Here is a 13,587-nt window from a genome sequence, read left to right on the forward strand (position 1 = left end):
GGTCAGGGCCAGACGAAGTCCGCGAAGTGCGCGCGCAGCGATTTCTTGCTGACCTTGCCGGTCGCCGTGTGTGGCAGTTCGCGCAGATACTCGCTGGCGTCCGGCAACCACCACTTGGGTACCTTGCCTTCGAGAAACGCCATGAGCTCCTGGTGACCGGGCGCGTGATCGGGGTCTGTGCAAACGATCACCAGCAAAGGTCGTTCACTCCAGATCGGGTGTGCAACGCCGATGACCGCGGCTTGCGCAACGCCGGGATGCGCCATGATCGCGTTTTCGATCTCCACCGAGCAGATCCATTCGCCACCGGACTTGATCATGTCCTTGATTCTGTCGGTGATCTGCATGTAGCCGTGACTGTCCAGGGTGGCGACATCGCCGGTGTCGAACCAGCCGTCACGGGTTTCCTGGCCGTAGTAACCGTTGCTGACCCACGGCCCGCGTACCTGCAAGGCCCCCGAGGCTATCCCGTCATGCTCCACGGGTTCGCCCGCTTCATCGATCAGGCGCATCTCGACCCCGAATAGCGCGCGACCGGATTTGAGCACTTGCTTGGCCCGGTCCTCATCTTCCAGCTGGTCGTACCAGGGTTGATAACGGTTGTAGCTGCCCATCGGGCTCATCTCGGTCATGCCCCAGCCGTTTTCCAGGGACACGCCGTGTTGGCGCATCGCCTGGATCAATGACAGCGGGCAGGCAGCGCCACCGGTAACCGCGCGTTTGAGGCTGGGGATCTGCTGATCGCTGGCATTGAGGTACTGGCTGATGTTTGCCCACAGGGTCGGCACGCCCAGTGAAAAAGTCACCGTTTCATCCCTGATCAGTTTCACCACCGCGCCGGCATCTCCCGCCCGAGGGCCCGGCAACACCAGTTTGGCGCCGACCATCGCTGCGTTGTAGGGCATCCCCCATGCGTTGACATGGAACATCGGCACCAGCGGCAGGACCACGTCAATTGCTCGCAATCCGACCTGGTCAGCCATGTTCTGGGCCATGCCATGCAGGACGGTGCTGCGATGGCTGGTCAACACGCCTTTGGGGTTGCCGGTGGTGCCGGAGGTGTAGCAGAGCCCGCATGCCCGCTGCTCATCGAGATCGGGCCAGGTGTAATTGTCCGCAGCCTTCTCCAGCAGTTCCTCATAGCAGTGCAGGTTGGGAAGCCTGCTGGGCGGCAGCTCGTTGCTGGCGCAAAGGGCAACGAAGTGGCGCACGCAGGCCAGCTCGGTCTGCAGGCTTTCTACCAGCGGCAGGAACTGCGGATCGATGAACAACACATCATCTTGAGCGTGGCGGATGATGTAGCTGACCTGCTCAGGGAACAGCTTGGGATTGACGGTGTGACAGACACGACCCGAAGCGGGCACCGCGTAGTGCAGTTCGAAGTGGCGATAGTCATTCCAGGCCAGGGTTCCGACTCGCGCATCGCCAGGGACATTCAGTTGTTCGAGGACATTGGCCAGCCGGCGAACGCGTGCGAAGGCCTGGCGGTAGGTGTATCGGTGGACGCGTTCGTCGGCGAGCAACGAAACGATCTCGGTATCGGCAGCAACCTGCTCGGTATGCCGCATAAGGGCGGCAATACCCAGGTTGTAGTTCATCATCATGCCCAGCACAGGCGACCTCCTGCCTTGTTCTTATTGGATATGGGATCGACGCAGGATCCCTCGGCAGTGTCAGAGCAATGGCTGTGCCAATGGCGCTCGCAAAGCTTTTTGTCAGGCTAAGCGTTTGTTAATAAAGGAAATTAAATCATGGTCCGCCTCGCTTGGGAGATAAACGCATTCAGCGTGATTTCAAACCTGGAACATTATCCAAGCTCGAATTTTCATATTTGAAGTTGACCAGATCGCGGCGATTTCACTTGTCGGCGCCTGCGCGCAATCGTCGCCACAAGGTGGTGCGGCTGATTCCCAGGCGTCGCGCAGCTTCATCCATGTCGCCGTTGCAGGCTTCTACCACCTGCCTGACGTGGGCCACTTCCGTGGCCTTGCCGAAGCTGCGCAGATCGACGCCGAAGGGTTGCGCGCCGGTCAGCTGGCTTTCGGCGTCCGCTCCCTCGAACAGCTCGGGGAACAGCGTGTGGAGCGTTCCGCTCGCTTGACGCTCACTCAGTTCCCGGCCGGAAAGCGCCGCGCGCTCAATGATGTTCTCCAGTTCACGGATGTTCCCCGGCCAGCGATGCTTGAGCAGCCAGGGCATCAGGTCTTGCAGCTGCTGTTGATCGAAGCCTTTGGCCTGTGGCTGTCGGGGCAGTTTTTGCAGGATCGCCCGGGCGAGGGTGGCAATGTCCTGGGGACGTTCGCGCAGGGGCGGAACAGCCAGGCGCAGGATGTTGAGCCGGTAGTAGAGGTCTTCCCTGAAGCGGCCATCCGCGATGCGCTCGCGCAAGTCGCAATGGGTTGCGGCGATGACCCTGATGTCGACCGGCGTCGGTTCGGACGCGCCAAGGCGCAACACTTCGCGTTCTTGCAGGACACGCAGCAGGCGGGTCTGGAGGGATACCGGCATGTCACCGATTTCGTCGAGAAACAGTGTGCCTGTGTGCGCGGTTTCGATCAGGCCGATCTTGCCGCCTTTGCGCGATCCGGTGAATGCGCCTTCCTCGTAGCCGAACAGTTCACTTTCCAGAAGGGACTCGGGAAATGCCGCGCAGTTGATCGCGACAAAAGGGCCGGGCTGACGGGGGCTGGCATTGTGCAGGCTTTGCGCGAGCAGCTCCTTGCCCGTGCCGCTTTCGCCGGTGATCAGCACTGTGGAATCGGTCTGCGCATAGCCTTGCGCCAGGCGCAGCATTTCGCGAAATCCGGGGGCGTCGCCGAGAATCTGATCGAAGCGATACCGCGCAGTGAACTGCCGTGGACGGGCCTGGGCACGGATGCGGCGATCGGCGCGCTGAATGACGTTGGTTTCCTGGCAGGTGATGATCGCGCCGTCGGTCTTGCCGTTGTCGATGATCGGGCTGATGTTGGCCACCAGGGTTTTTCCGCCCGCTTTGATCAGCCGGCTGTCTTCGGTCTCACCACTGCTCAGCACTTGCGAAATGCTCAGGTCGGGCAGTATCTCGCCGATGTGCCGCTCATGCGCCCATTCGCTGGAAACGCCCAGCAGGCTCGCCATTTTCGGGTTCAGCGACTGCACCACACCGCTGGCGTCGATAGCGACCACGCCATCGGTCAGGTTGCGCAGCACGGCGTTCAGCCGTTGTTGCTGGACCAGTGCCAGCGCACGGCTGCGACAAATGGCCAACGCATCGTCCAATGTCCGGCGCACGGCATCGGCGTTGAGTGCAAGCACGCCTTGGGCGCCGGCTTCCTCGGCCACTTCGACGGCAGTGGAAGAGCCGACGATCACCCCGTAGCCGTCGTCCATCAAGTGGCGGATCTGTTGCCGTGCTTCCTCGAAACTGGTGTAGGTCGCCTGGCGGATGTCGACCGTGAAGAGCGAGGCCATGGCTTGCAGTTCTGGATGGGTGTGCTGGAAGGTCAGGATGCCAACCTTGGTGGCTCTGGCCTTCGCCAGATCGATTGCGCGAATCAGATCGTACTCACCCATGCGAATAGAAAGGATCGTGGTCGAGAGGTGTCGACGCAGATATTCGGCTGTAGCACCGGAGCAGATGATCACGTCCACGTCACCTCGACTTTCCAGTTCCCGACCCTTTGCCAGCAACTGCGTGACGCTCGTTTCCACGATCTCCAGCTGCGTGCGATTGAGGTAATCCGGGACCACCTGCTGGACGATTCGAGCCATGCGACTGGGGCCCTGCGGTATGTGCAAATGGGTAATCAGAGCGATGACGCGTGGCAGGTAATGTTCGGTTGGCATGCTGTTTTCTGCTCTTCAGGGCAAGCGGGTGCACCGTGCTTGTCGGCCATGTTCGTTCTTTTCCATGTTGAAATAAAGATTTCAAATCTGCAATCGACAGTCTGTCGGAGGCGCTGCTTCATAGGTGCAATGTATTTATAAGTAACTGTTTTAAAAGGAATAAAAATAAAAAATCAAGCGTGATTCGCACATGGCGTGGCTCTTGCTCTCACCTCGATCAGGTCAACACCTACGAGAAGAATCAACCATGACGACCCTCCATCTTTCAGGAAACCCGTATCCACGGGTCGATGTCGGCGACGCGCACCAGGCGTTGGCGACCTTCCTGGCAAACCGGCTCGATTGCGAGCAGGTGCAAATCGAAAAAAGCTCGCGCCTCTCCGGTGGTGCGATTCAGGAGAACTGGCTGCTGCAGGCGCAGGTGACCGAAGGTGCTGTCAGCGTCACCCGCCAGTGGGTGCTGCGCACGGACTCACCCTCGTCGGTAGCGGTGAGCATGAGCCGCGCACAGGAATTTGCCGTACTGAGTGCCGTGCACCAGGCCGGTGTGAAAGTGCCTGAGCCGCTGTGGCTGTGCCAGGACGCCTCCGTCATCGGTCGCGACTTTTTCATCATGCAGGCCATTGGGGGGACGGCCAGCGGTCATCGCCTGACGCTGGATAAAAGTCTCGACAGCGCCCGAGGCGCCTTGTGCGAAGAGCTGGGGCGCAGCCTGGCCTTGCTGCATCGAATCACTCCGGATCATCCGGGCCTCGGGTTTCTGCCCGCCGCGGAAAACGACCCGATCCAGGCCACGATCAATCTGTACCGGCACTACCTCAATGAGTTACCGAGCAACCATCCAGTGATCGAATGGGGGCTGCGCTGGTGTGAACTGAATCGCCCGGAGCCGATGCCTGTCCGGCTGATTCACCGGGACTACCGCACGGGCAACTTCATGGTCGATCAGCAGCACCTGGCGGGTGTGCTTGATTGGGAGTTCGCCTGCTGGGGCGATCCTCGCGAAGACCTCGGCTGGTTTACCGCCAAATGTTGGCGTTTCGCCCGCCCGGACAGGGAGGCGGGTGGCATGGGCGAACTGAGTGACTTCATGCGGGGCTACCAGGACGTATCCGGTTACCGTCCCAGCCGTGAGGAGCTGAAATTCTGGCAGCTCATGGCGCATATCCGCTGGGCCGTGGTGGCGGTGCAACAGGCGCAACGTCACTTGTCGGGTCAACAACGCTCGCTCGAGCTGGCGCTCACCGGTCGAATGGTGCCGGAACTTGAATACGAAATCCTGACGCTCAGTGGGGGACGGTCATGAACCAGCCAAATGCCGTGGAGCTGATGCAGACAGCCCGTGACGTACTGCTCAAACAGCTGATGCCCGCCTTGCCGGAACATCTGCATTACGAATGCCGGATGATCGCCAGTGCCATGGCGATGACGTGCCGGGAGATCGATCTGGGACTGACGGCGGAGTGGCTGGAGGAACAGCGACTGGCGGATGTTCTGGGGATCCACAGCCTTGCCGGGCTGACACCGCAGGACGCCCGGGCGTTGCTCTGCCAGTTCATTCGTCAGGGGCTTTACGACCGCACCGGCGATGCCAACGATACGTTGCTGGGTGCCTTGATGGAGATCACCAGGGCGAACCTTGCAATCAGCAATCCCAAGGTGGTGGCAGATGAACAGCAGGTCTGAGATGCCTGTCCGCCGTCGCCGCTGTTATCTGGTACGCCACGGCCATGTCGATTATTTCCATGCCGATGGCCGGCCGCTGGACCCACGGCTGGTGCCGCTGTCGCGTACCGGCGAGCAACAGGTGCAGGCGCTCGGGCAGGTGCTGCAGCCGCTCAGCTTCGATCGGGTCCTGTGTTCGGATTATCCGAGGGCGCAGCAGACCCTGGAGCTGATACTGAGCGACAGGCAGGCTGCGTTCGAAGCAACGCCACAGCTGCGTGAAATTCGTGCGGGACGCTTGCGCGAGTTGCCGGCCGAGACGCTGTTCGAAGCGGTCACCGGCGCTTACCGATTTGCCGCGTTGCCTGATGCGACCTTTCTGGGTGGCGAGCGCTGGGACGCGTTCGAGCGCCGGGTGCTAAGGGTGTTTTTCGATCTGCTGGCCGATCCCGAATGGACCAGCGCGCTGATCGTCAGCCATGACGCGGTCAATCGGGTCTTGCTGGCATGGGCCAGTGGTTCGGGGCTTGCCGAAATCGCTGCCTTTGAACAGGACACCGCCTGCCTGAACGTCCTGGACATCGACATGCGGGGCAGTCAGGTCACGGACGCGATCATCCGGACACTCAATTACACCCCTTACGACCCGCACAAGTCCGCTATTCACAACACCGTCCTCGAAAACCTGTTCAGCGCGATCAAGCCCGATGGCTTGAAGGCCTGAAGAACCTCTTGTACCCAAGGAAAATCCCTATGAACTTCGCCCTTTCCGATGAGCTGCTGACCCTGCAGGCGAAAGTCAGACAATTCATTGCCAACGAAATCATCCCGATGGAGAACGACCCTCGCCAAGGGCCCCACGGACCCTCTGAAGAGCTGCGTCAGGCTCTGGTCGAGAAGGCACGCGCCCATGGCCTGCTGACGCCGCATGCCTCCCGGGACATGGGCGGCCTGGGGCTGTCCCATGTGGCCAAGGCGATCCTGTTCGAGGAGGCCGCTTACTCGCCGCTGGGGCCTACTGCACTGAACATTCACGCCCCGGATGAAGGCAACATTCACTTGATGGAGGTGGTCGCCAGCGAAGCCCAGAAACAACGCTGGCTGCTGCCGATGGTCCAGGGGCAAATCCGTTCCTGTTTCGCGATGACCGAGCCTGGACCCGGTGCCGGTTCCGATCCATCGATGCTGACCACGACTGCGGTGCGCGACGGCGACGACTACCTCATCAATGGCCGCAAGTGGCTGATCACCGGTGCCGAAGGCGCGAGTGTCGCCATCATCATGGCGCGGATGGAGGACGGCAGCGCGACCATGTTCCTGACCGATACCGATCGCCCGGGTTTCATCCTCGAACGCATGATGGACTCGCTCGACAGCTGTTTCACCGGCGGTCACGCGGTGTTGCGCTTCGAAAACCTGCGGATCCCCGCCAGCGATGTATTGGGTGAAATCGGCAAAGGGTTCCGCTATGCCCAGGTGCGTCTGGCGCCGGCCCGCCTGACGCATTGCATGCGCTGGTTGGGACAGGCGCGACGGGCACACGATGTGGCCTGCGCCTACGCCCGTCGTCGTGAATCGTTCGGCAAAGTACTGGGTGAGCATCAAGGGGTCGGCTTCATGCTGGCTGACAACGAAATGGACCTTTTGACGACTCGCCTGGCCATCTGGCATTGCGCCTGGGTGCTGGATCAGGGGGAGCGTGGCAACTTCGAATCGAGTATGACCAAAGTCATCAGCTCCGAAGGCATCTGGCGGGTGATCGATCGCTGCGTCCAGGTGCTGGGCGGGCAGGGCGTTACCAGTGAAGCCATCGTCGACCGGATCTTCCGCGACGCTCGCGGCTTCCGCATCTACGACGGTCCCAACGAGGTTCATCGCATGAGCCTGGCGAAAAAAATTCTGGCACGTACCGCCCAAGGAGCAACCGAATGAACCGCATTCCCTCACAACTGTTCGACCTCAAAGGGCAGGTCGTGCTCGTGACCGGCGCCTCCAGCGGGCTCGGCCGACACTTTGCCAAAACGCTGGCGGCCGCCGGCGCGAAGGTTGCCGTCGCGGCGCGTCGGGTCGATCGACTTGAAGAGTTGGTGCGCGATCTGCATTTCGAAGGCCACCAGGCACGCGCCTATGAGCTGGACGTGACCTCGCGGGAGTCGGTCATCCGTTGCCTGGATGCGATCGAGGCGGACTGGGAGGCACTGGATGTGGTGGTGAACAACGCCGGGATCAGCGACACCAAGCGGGTCCTGGAGTACACCGATGCCGACTGGCAGGCGATCATCGACACCAATCTGACGGGCGCCTGGATGGTCGCCCAGGAGGCCGCGCGTCGCATGGTTGCAGCGGGTAAAGAGGGCAGCCTGATCAACATCACGTCGATCCTCGCCAGCCGGGTCGGCGGCGGGGTGGGTCCCTACTGTGCCGCCAAGGCAGGCTTGAGCCATCTGACGCGATCCATGGCACTGGAGCTGGCGCGTCACGGCATCCGGGTCAACGCCATTGCGCCTGGCTACGTGGTGACGGAAATCAATCAAGGGTTTCTGAGCAGCGAGGCGGGCGAACGACTGCGCGCGCGGATTCCTTCGCGCGCTTTTTGTCAGTACGAAGATCTGGATGGCGCGTTGCTGTTGCTGGCTTCCCGGGCTGGCAAGGGGATGACCGGGACCGAGATCACCGTCGACGGTGGCCACGCCTGTTCGGGGCTGTGATTCGGGGCTATGAGTGGTTTGAGGCGGTATGACTAAAGCCTGACGGCCAGGAGAGAGCAGTGACTCTCCCCTGGCCGGGCACTTGTTGCGTCAGCTTATGTTCGCTTCAGATAGTCGTGAACGACCTTGCCGGGTTCCAGCAGATAGTTGCCCAGCGTGTGGCGCACGGAAACGATCTCGCGGACCGGAAGCGCCGCCACCGGCACCGCTTCGTGATTGAACAGATCCAGACTCGCGGCACCTGTCCAGGCTTCCTTGAGCTCAACGGTCGAGTATTCGAATCGGACCAGTTCGGCAATGCGCGGGGTTTTTCCGTCGACGTCCGGGATGATCTTGAGCACCACGCCTGGAACCTTCATCGCCTTCGTCGCGTCGGCCAGATCCACCTCCTTGAACTTGTAGGCCATGCTCGCACGGGCAACCAGCGCGCCATCGTATTCGAGCGTTCCGACATACGACTCGTTGTTCTGGCCGACCCGAGGGTGCCCGAATTTTTTCGGCAATCCCCAGACTTCCCGACCCAGCATGATGGCGGTGACGTTTTCCGCGACCATCAGTGGGCGAAAACTCACGGCTTCATCGCCCAGAAAGCAGGAGATGCTCTGGGCAAATTCGTAGTAGTCGCCGATTCCCGGGGCAACCATGGACAGGAAGGACAAACTGACAATCGGATCCTTGACCACCAGCGGCTGCGGCACGAGCGCTCGCGCCAGTTCCATGTCCGTCCGATAACTGATGGTGAGCGAGGGGCGGTCAAGGAACGCACTGGGAGGTCGGGCATAGGCGGGCGCGTGAATGGGCATGGCAAACGCTTGCTGACGCACGCCCTCCGCGGTCAACGCCGTGCCGGCGATCGACTCCGGCAGGAACAGGCCGCCAGTGGCGCTCGCATGTGCGTTTCCCGATTGTGCGAAAAGCGGGGTCGCGGCGGCCGCCAGGCCGACACCGGCGGTGACCAGCACCTCTCTGCGCGAAAGATTTATCGGAAGGTTCATTGTTCGGTCTCCGGGTTGTGGCAGGTGTCGTTGCATTGGCCGTCGGGCTGATGAACGACTTGGAAAACCGGAGGGAGCAATGCCTGTGCCAGGAGGTCGCGGCATGCTTTTTCTGGAAAAATAATCAAATAAATCAAATAGTTATATTTTTAGTTCGTTGCGCGCGACCAGTCATGGAAGAAGCTGTTCTTTCAGACTTGAAAGTGCAGTTTCAGAGTTGAAGGCCATGGGCAACAGGCTGGCCATGCACTTTTATAAAGCGCAGTGAATGAAAATGTGCACCAGTGGGTAGCGGCTCAAGCCGTTTTTTGCCTTCGTCCCTCAGCGGTTTAGACGTTGCCGCCCCCTTGGTCGGGTCCTCACGAGTCCCGGTCAGCCTTTGTCGCAACGCCTCTGGAGCGGGTGCGCGAAGGGAATCTGCCTATTTCGCAAGACTTCACTTTGCGCAAATCGTCACCTTCGACCAATGACTGGCACAAACCCTGCAAAGAACCTCACAAGCCCATCCACATAGATGGGCAGCCCTCTCGGTCAACGACGATCGATCAACCGCACAGGTCGTGGGCAATATCGGTGGATCAGGCATGGCCGTCTGGTTACGACACCGAAAAAGAACAGGCAAAGACGCCTGGAACCGCAAGGTTTCAGGCGTTTTTTTTTGCTTTTTGAACCGTGATTGGCAGGGTCGTTTATGAATTCCAATGTAGCCACGTTGAACAAGCTGCAAACGCTGGTCGTGATCGGCAATGGCATGGTCGGGCACCATTGTGTCGAGCAACTGATCGAGCGCGGTGCCCTTGACCGCTATAGCCTGCACGTTTTCAGCGAAGAGCCGATGCGCGCCTACGACCGTGTGCATCTGTCCGAGTACTTCACCGGTCGCGATGCCGAGTCGCTGGCGCTGAGCGATGCCTCGTTGTACGAGACGCCGGGTGTCACGTTGCACCTGGGTGTACCGGTGCTGGAAATCGACCGCGTGCAGCGCCAGGTGATCACTGCTGAAGGTCGCGTGACTTACGACAAGCTGGTGCTGGCCACCGGTTCCTATCCGTTCGTGCCGCCGATCGAGGGCGCCGAAGGCGAGTCGCGCCTGGTGTATCGCACCCTGGAAGACCTCGACGCGATCCGTGCGGCGGCGGCCAATGCCCGGCGCGGTGTGGTGGTGGGCGGCGGCCTGCTGGGCCTGGAAGCGGCCAACGCCCTGAAAAGCCTTGGCCTGGAAGCCCATGTGGTGGAGTTCGCGCCGCGCCTGATGCCGGTGCAACTGGATGACCTCGGTGGCCTGGCGCTCAAGGCGCAGATCGAGCGGCTGGGCGTTGGCGTGCACCTGTCCCGCGCGACGCAATCGATCAGCGCGGGCGAGCAGTACCGCTATCGCATGAATTTCGCCAACGACGAGTTCCTCGAAACCGACCTGGTGGTGTTCTCCGCCGGTATTCGCGCCCAGGACGCATTGGCTCGCCAATGTGCGCTGGAGATCGGCCCGCGCGGCGGCGTGGTGATCGATGACACCTGCTTGAGTTGCGACCCGAACATCTACGCCATCGGCGAATGCGCTTCCTGGAACGGCAGCCTGTTCGGTCTGGTCGCCCCGGGCTACCAGATGGCGCGCAGCGTGGCGGCACGCCTGTGCGACGATGCCGCCGAACCGTTCCGCGGCGCCGACATGTCGACCAAGCTCAAGCTGTTGGGGGTCGATGTCGGCTCCATCGGCGATGCCCACGCCAATACCCCGGGGGCGCGCAGTTATCAGTTCATCGACGAGACCACGGCCAGCTACCGACGCCTGGTGGTGGACGCCAGTGGCAAGCACGTGCTGGGCGCGGTGCTGATTGGCGACAACAGCTACTACGACACGCTGCTGCAATACATGCAGAACGCGATTGCCTTGCCAGCGGAACCGGCGGGCCTGATCCTGCCGTCGTCCGAAGGCGCACCGACCCTCGGCCCCGGCGCCTTGCCGGAATCGGCCACGGTCTGCTCGTGCCACAACGTTACCAAGGGCGCCATCTGCTCGGCCATCGACGGCGGCTGCACCGACCTGGGCCTGCTCAAGTCACAGACCAAGGCCTGCACCGGTTGCGGCGGTTGTGCCGGACTGCTCAAGCAAGTCTTCGAACATGAACTGGTCGCCCGGGGCGTCAGCGTCGACAAGAGCCTGTGCGAGCACTTCGCTTACACCCGTCAGGAGCTGTACGCGCTGGTACGGGTGGAAGGGGTGATTTCCTTCGAAGAACTGCTGGCCAAACATGGTCGCGGGCACACCGGTTGCGACATCTGCAAACCCGCCGTGGGCTCGATCCTGGCGTCGTGCTGGAACCAGCCGATCATGGACCCGTCGCTGGTGCCGTTGCAGGACACCAACGACACCTTCATGGCCAACATGCAGAAAAACGGCACCTATTCGGTGGTGCCACGCATCCCCGGCGGCGAGATCACCGCAGACAAGCTGATCGCCATTGGCGTGGTAGCAAAGAAATACGACCTCTACACCAAGATCACCGGCGGCCAGCGCATCGACCTGTTCGGCGCCCAGTTGCATCAATTGCCGGACATTTGGGGCGAGTTGATCGAAGCGGGTTTCGAAACCGGTCACGCCTACGGCAAGTCGACCCGCACGGTGAAATCCTGTGTCGGCAGTACCTGGTGCCGCTACGGCGTGCAGGACAGTGTGCAGATGGCCTTGACTCTGGAAGACCGCTACAAGGGCCTGCGCTCGCCGCACAAGCTCAAGTTCGCGGTGTCCGGATGCACCCGTGAGTGCGCCGAAGCACAGAGCAAGGATGTGGGGGTGATCGCCACCGAGAAGGGCTGGAACCTGTACATCGCCGGTAACGGCGGCATGCGTCCGCGTCACGCCGAGCTGTTCGCCACTGACCTGGATGACGCGACGCTGATCCGCTACATCGACCGCTTCCTGATGTTCTACATCCGCACCGCCGACAAGCTGCAGCGCACCTCGGTCTGGCGCGAGAGCCTGGAGGGCGGCCTGGACTATCTCAAGGACGTGATCATCCACGACAGCCTGGGCCTGGGCGAGGAGCTGGAGACGCAGATGCAGCTGGTGGTCAATCGTTATGAATGCGAGTGGGCCAACGCCCTCAAGGACCCGGAAAAACTCAAGCGCTTCCGCACCTTCGTCAACGACAAGCGGCCGGACCCGGACATCCATTTTGTCCAGGAGCGCGGCCAGCGGCGCCCGATCATGGCCGCCGAACTCAACCTCATTCCCGTCAAGGAGCGTGTCTGATGAATCAGTCCAATACCCAACGCATTGCCCGTGCAGAAAACGTCGGTGTCTGGCAATCGGTGTGCAGCCAGCAGGATCTGGTGAACGACTCAGGCGTGGTGGTGTGGCTGGACGGCGCGCAAGTGGCGCTGTTCTACCTGCCGGGCCTGGAGGGCAAGACCCTCTACGCCATCGACAACCACGACCCGCAATCGGGGGCCAATGTCATCGGCCGTGGCCTGGTCGGCAACATCAAGGGCGACTTGGTGGTGGCGTCACCGATCTACAAACAGCACTTTCGCCTGGAAGACGGCAGTTGCCTGGAGTATCCGGAGCAACGCCTGCGGGTCTGGCCGGCGCGGTTGAATGAGGGGAGGGTGGAGGTGGGCATCGCCTGATTGCAAACACATACCCTGTGGGAGCGGGCTTGCTCGCGAAAGCGGTGTGTCAGTCGAAGTAGATGTTGACTGATATGACGCCTTCGCGAGCAAGCCCGCTCCTACAGGTTCAATGCAGGCCCTGAATCATCAGAATTTATAGGCCTGTCGTCCTACCAGTAGCCATTTCCCGTGCTGCTTCTGCCAGATCTGGAAGTTCTCGATTTCCGTTGGCACCACGTCACCGCCCTTGATAGCCTGGCCCGAGAAGTGATGGCGAACCAGCGCTACGTCGCCGGAAACGGTGATGGTCTGGTTCTGCATTTCCAGGGTCTTGAACGCACTTTTGCCGGTTTCGATGTCGTCGATGAAGGCTTTCTTGTCCTGGATCTTGCCGCTGGAATGCCCGTAGGTCAGGGTGTCCGCGGTCAGCGCCTGCAGCTGCGCGATGTTCTTGTGCAGCATCGCGTCGGTCAGGTGGTCGACGGCTTGCGCCACGTCCTTGTCACTGGCGGAAGGGGCGGCCGCGACGTAGCCGCTGAACAGGCAGAGAAAACCAACCAGCACTTTGACTCTTTTCATGGGTAGTACCTTATTGTTGTAAGTCGTCGTACAACCTAGCAGATTTTGCCCGGAATGGAAGACGGTCGAAAGCAGATTGATGTGGGGCGATCACTACCGCACGTCGTAAAACCCGCTATAACCGGGGGCAGGCTTTCAATAACTGCCGGTGCTCGCCGATAACCTTTTCAGCAATGGGCTTGCATCATTCGAAAACGTGCGAAAAG

At 61.0% G+C, this 13,587-nt stretch carries 11 protein-coding genes; 7 read left to right on the plus strand and 4 right to left on the minus strand.

From position 1 onward, the window contains the following. Nucleotides 1-2: 2 nt before the first annotated feature. Entirely contained in the window at nt 3-1,604 is a 1,602-nt protein-coding gene (locus ABTV29_RS12015) for a long-chain fatty acid--CoA ligase (RefSeq protein WP_433771849.1), read from the minus strand. 253 nt (nt 1,605-1,857) lie between these two features. Next, a complete protein-coding gene (gene prpR / locus ABTV29_RS12020) occupies nt 1,858-3,825 on the minus strand; it encodes a propionate catabolism operon regulatory protein PrpR (protein ID WP_433770451.1) in 1,968 nt (655 codons plus the stop codon). A 247-nt stretch (nt 3,826-4,072) separates the two neighbouring features. Here prpR and ABTV29_RS12025 point away from each other — a divergent pair, with 247 nt between their 5' ends. The 5 genes from ABTV29_RS12025 to ABTV29_RS12045 are packed head-to-tail and all read left to right on the plus strand — an operon-like array spanning nt 4,073 to nt 8,198. After that, nucleotides 4,073-5,131: a phosphotransferase family protein gene (locus ABTV29_RS12025; RefSeq protein ID WP_433770453.1), complete on the plus strand. Its 1,059-nt coding sequence runs from the start codon at nt 4,073-4,075 to the stop codon at nt 5,129-5,131. Then, nucleotides 5,128-5,511 carry a DUF6285 domain-containing protein gene (locus ABTV29_RS12030; protein ID WP_433770455.1) on the plus strand — a complete coding sequence of 128 codons (384 nt, stop codon included), beginning with the start codon at nt 5,128-5,130 and terminating at the stop codon, nt 5,509-5,511. The genes ABTV29_RS12025 and ABTV29_RS12030 overlap by 4 nt, the downstream gene beginning before the upstream one ends. After that, nucleotides 5,495-6,214: a histidine phosphatase family protein gene (locus tag ABTV29_RS12035; protein WP_433770457.1), complete on the plus strand. Its 720-nt coding sequence runs from the start codon at nt 5,495-5,497 to the stop codon at nt 6,212-6,214. Before ABTV29_RS12030 ends, ABTV29_RS12035 begins: the two co-directional genes overlap by 17 nt. 29 nt (nt 6,215-6,243) lie before the next feature. Further along, complete coding sequence (locus tag ABTV29_RS12040; RefSeq protein ID WP_433770459.1) at nt 6,244-7,422, plus strand: acyl-CoA dehydrogenase family protein; 1,179 nt, start codon at nt 6,244-6,246, stop codon at nt 7,420-7,422. Beyond that, nucleotides 7,419-8,198: an SDR family NAD(P)-dependent oxidoreductase gene (locus ABTV29_RS12045; protein WP_433770461.1), complete on the plus strand. Its 780-nt coding sequence runs from the start codon at nt 7,419-7,421 to the stop codon at nt 8,196-8,198. The genes ABTV29_RS12040 and ABTV29_RS12045 overlap by 4 nt, the downstream gene beginning before the upstream one ends. Before the next feature lie 95 nt (nt 8,199-8,293). Here ABTV29_RS12045 and ABTV29_RS12050 read toward each other — a convergent pair whose 3' ends face one another. Further along, the gene (locus ABTV29_RS12050; RefSeq protein WP_433770463.1) at nt 8,294-9,193 is read right to left on the minus strand and encodes an acetoacetate decarboxylase; all 900 of its coding nucleotides are present in this window, start codon (nt 9,191-9,193) and stop codon (nt 8,294-8,296) included. Between the two features lie 691 nt (nt 9,194-9,884). On the opposite strand from ABTV29_RS12050, the gene nirB reads away from it, so the two are divergent. Both nirB and nirD read left to right on the plus strand, forming a co-directional pair. After that, the gene (nirB, locus tag ABTV29_RS12055) at nt 9,885-12,443 is read left to right on the plus strand and encodes a nitrite reductase large subunit NirB (protein ID WP_433770466.1); all 2,559 of its coding nucleotides are present in this window, start codon (nt 9,885-9,887) and stop codon (nt 12,441-12,443) included. Then, nucleotides 12,443-12,820, plus strand: coding sequence for a nitrite reductase small subunit NirD (nirD, locus tag ABTV29_RS12060; protein ID WP_433770468.1), 378 nt, complete (start codon nt 12,443-12,445; stop codon nt 12,818-12,820). The genes nirB and nirD overlap by 1 nt, the downstream gene beginning before the upstream one ends. Nucleotides 12,821-12,949: 129 nt before the next feature. On the opposite strand, the gene ABTV29_RS12065 is transcribed toward nirD, so the two are convergent. Next, nucleotides 12,950-13,381 (minus strand): nuclear transport factor 2 family protein, encoded by a 432-nt coding sequence (locus ABTV29_RS12065; protein WP_433770470.1) that lies wholly within the window; start codon nt 13,379-13,381, stop codon nt 12,950-12,952. Nucleotides 13,382-13,587 lie beyond the last annotated feature (206 nt).

It is taken from the genome of Pseudomonas putida, assembly GCF_050989985.1.
GTDB lineage: Bacteria > Pseudomonadota > Gammaproteobacteria > Pseudomonadales > Pseudomonadaceae > Aquipseudomonas > Aquipseudomonas putida_AI.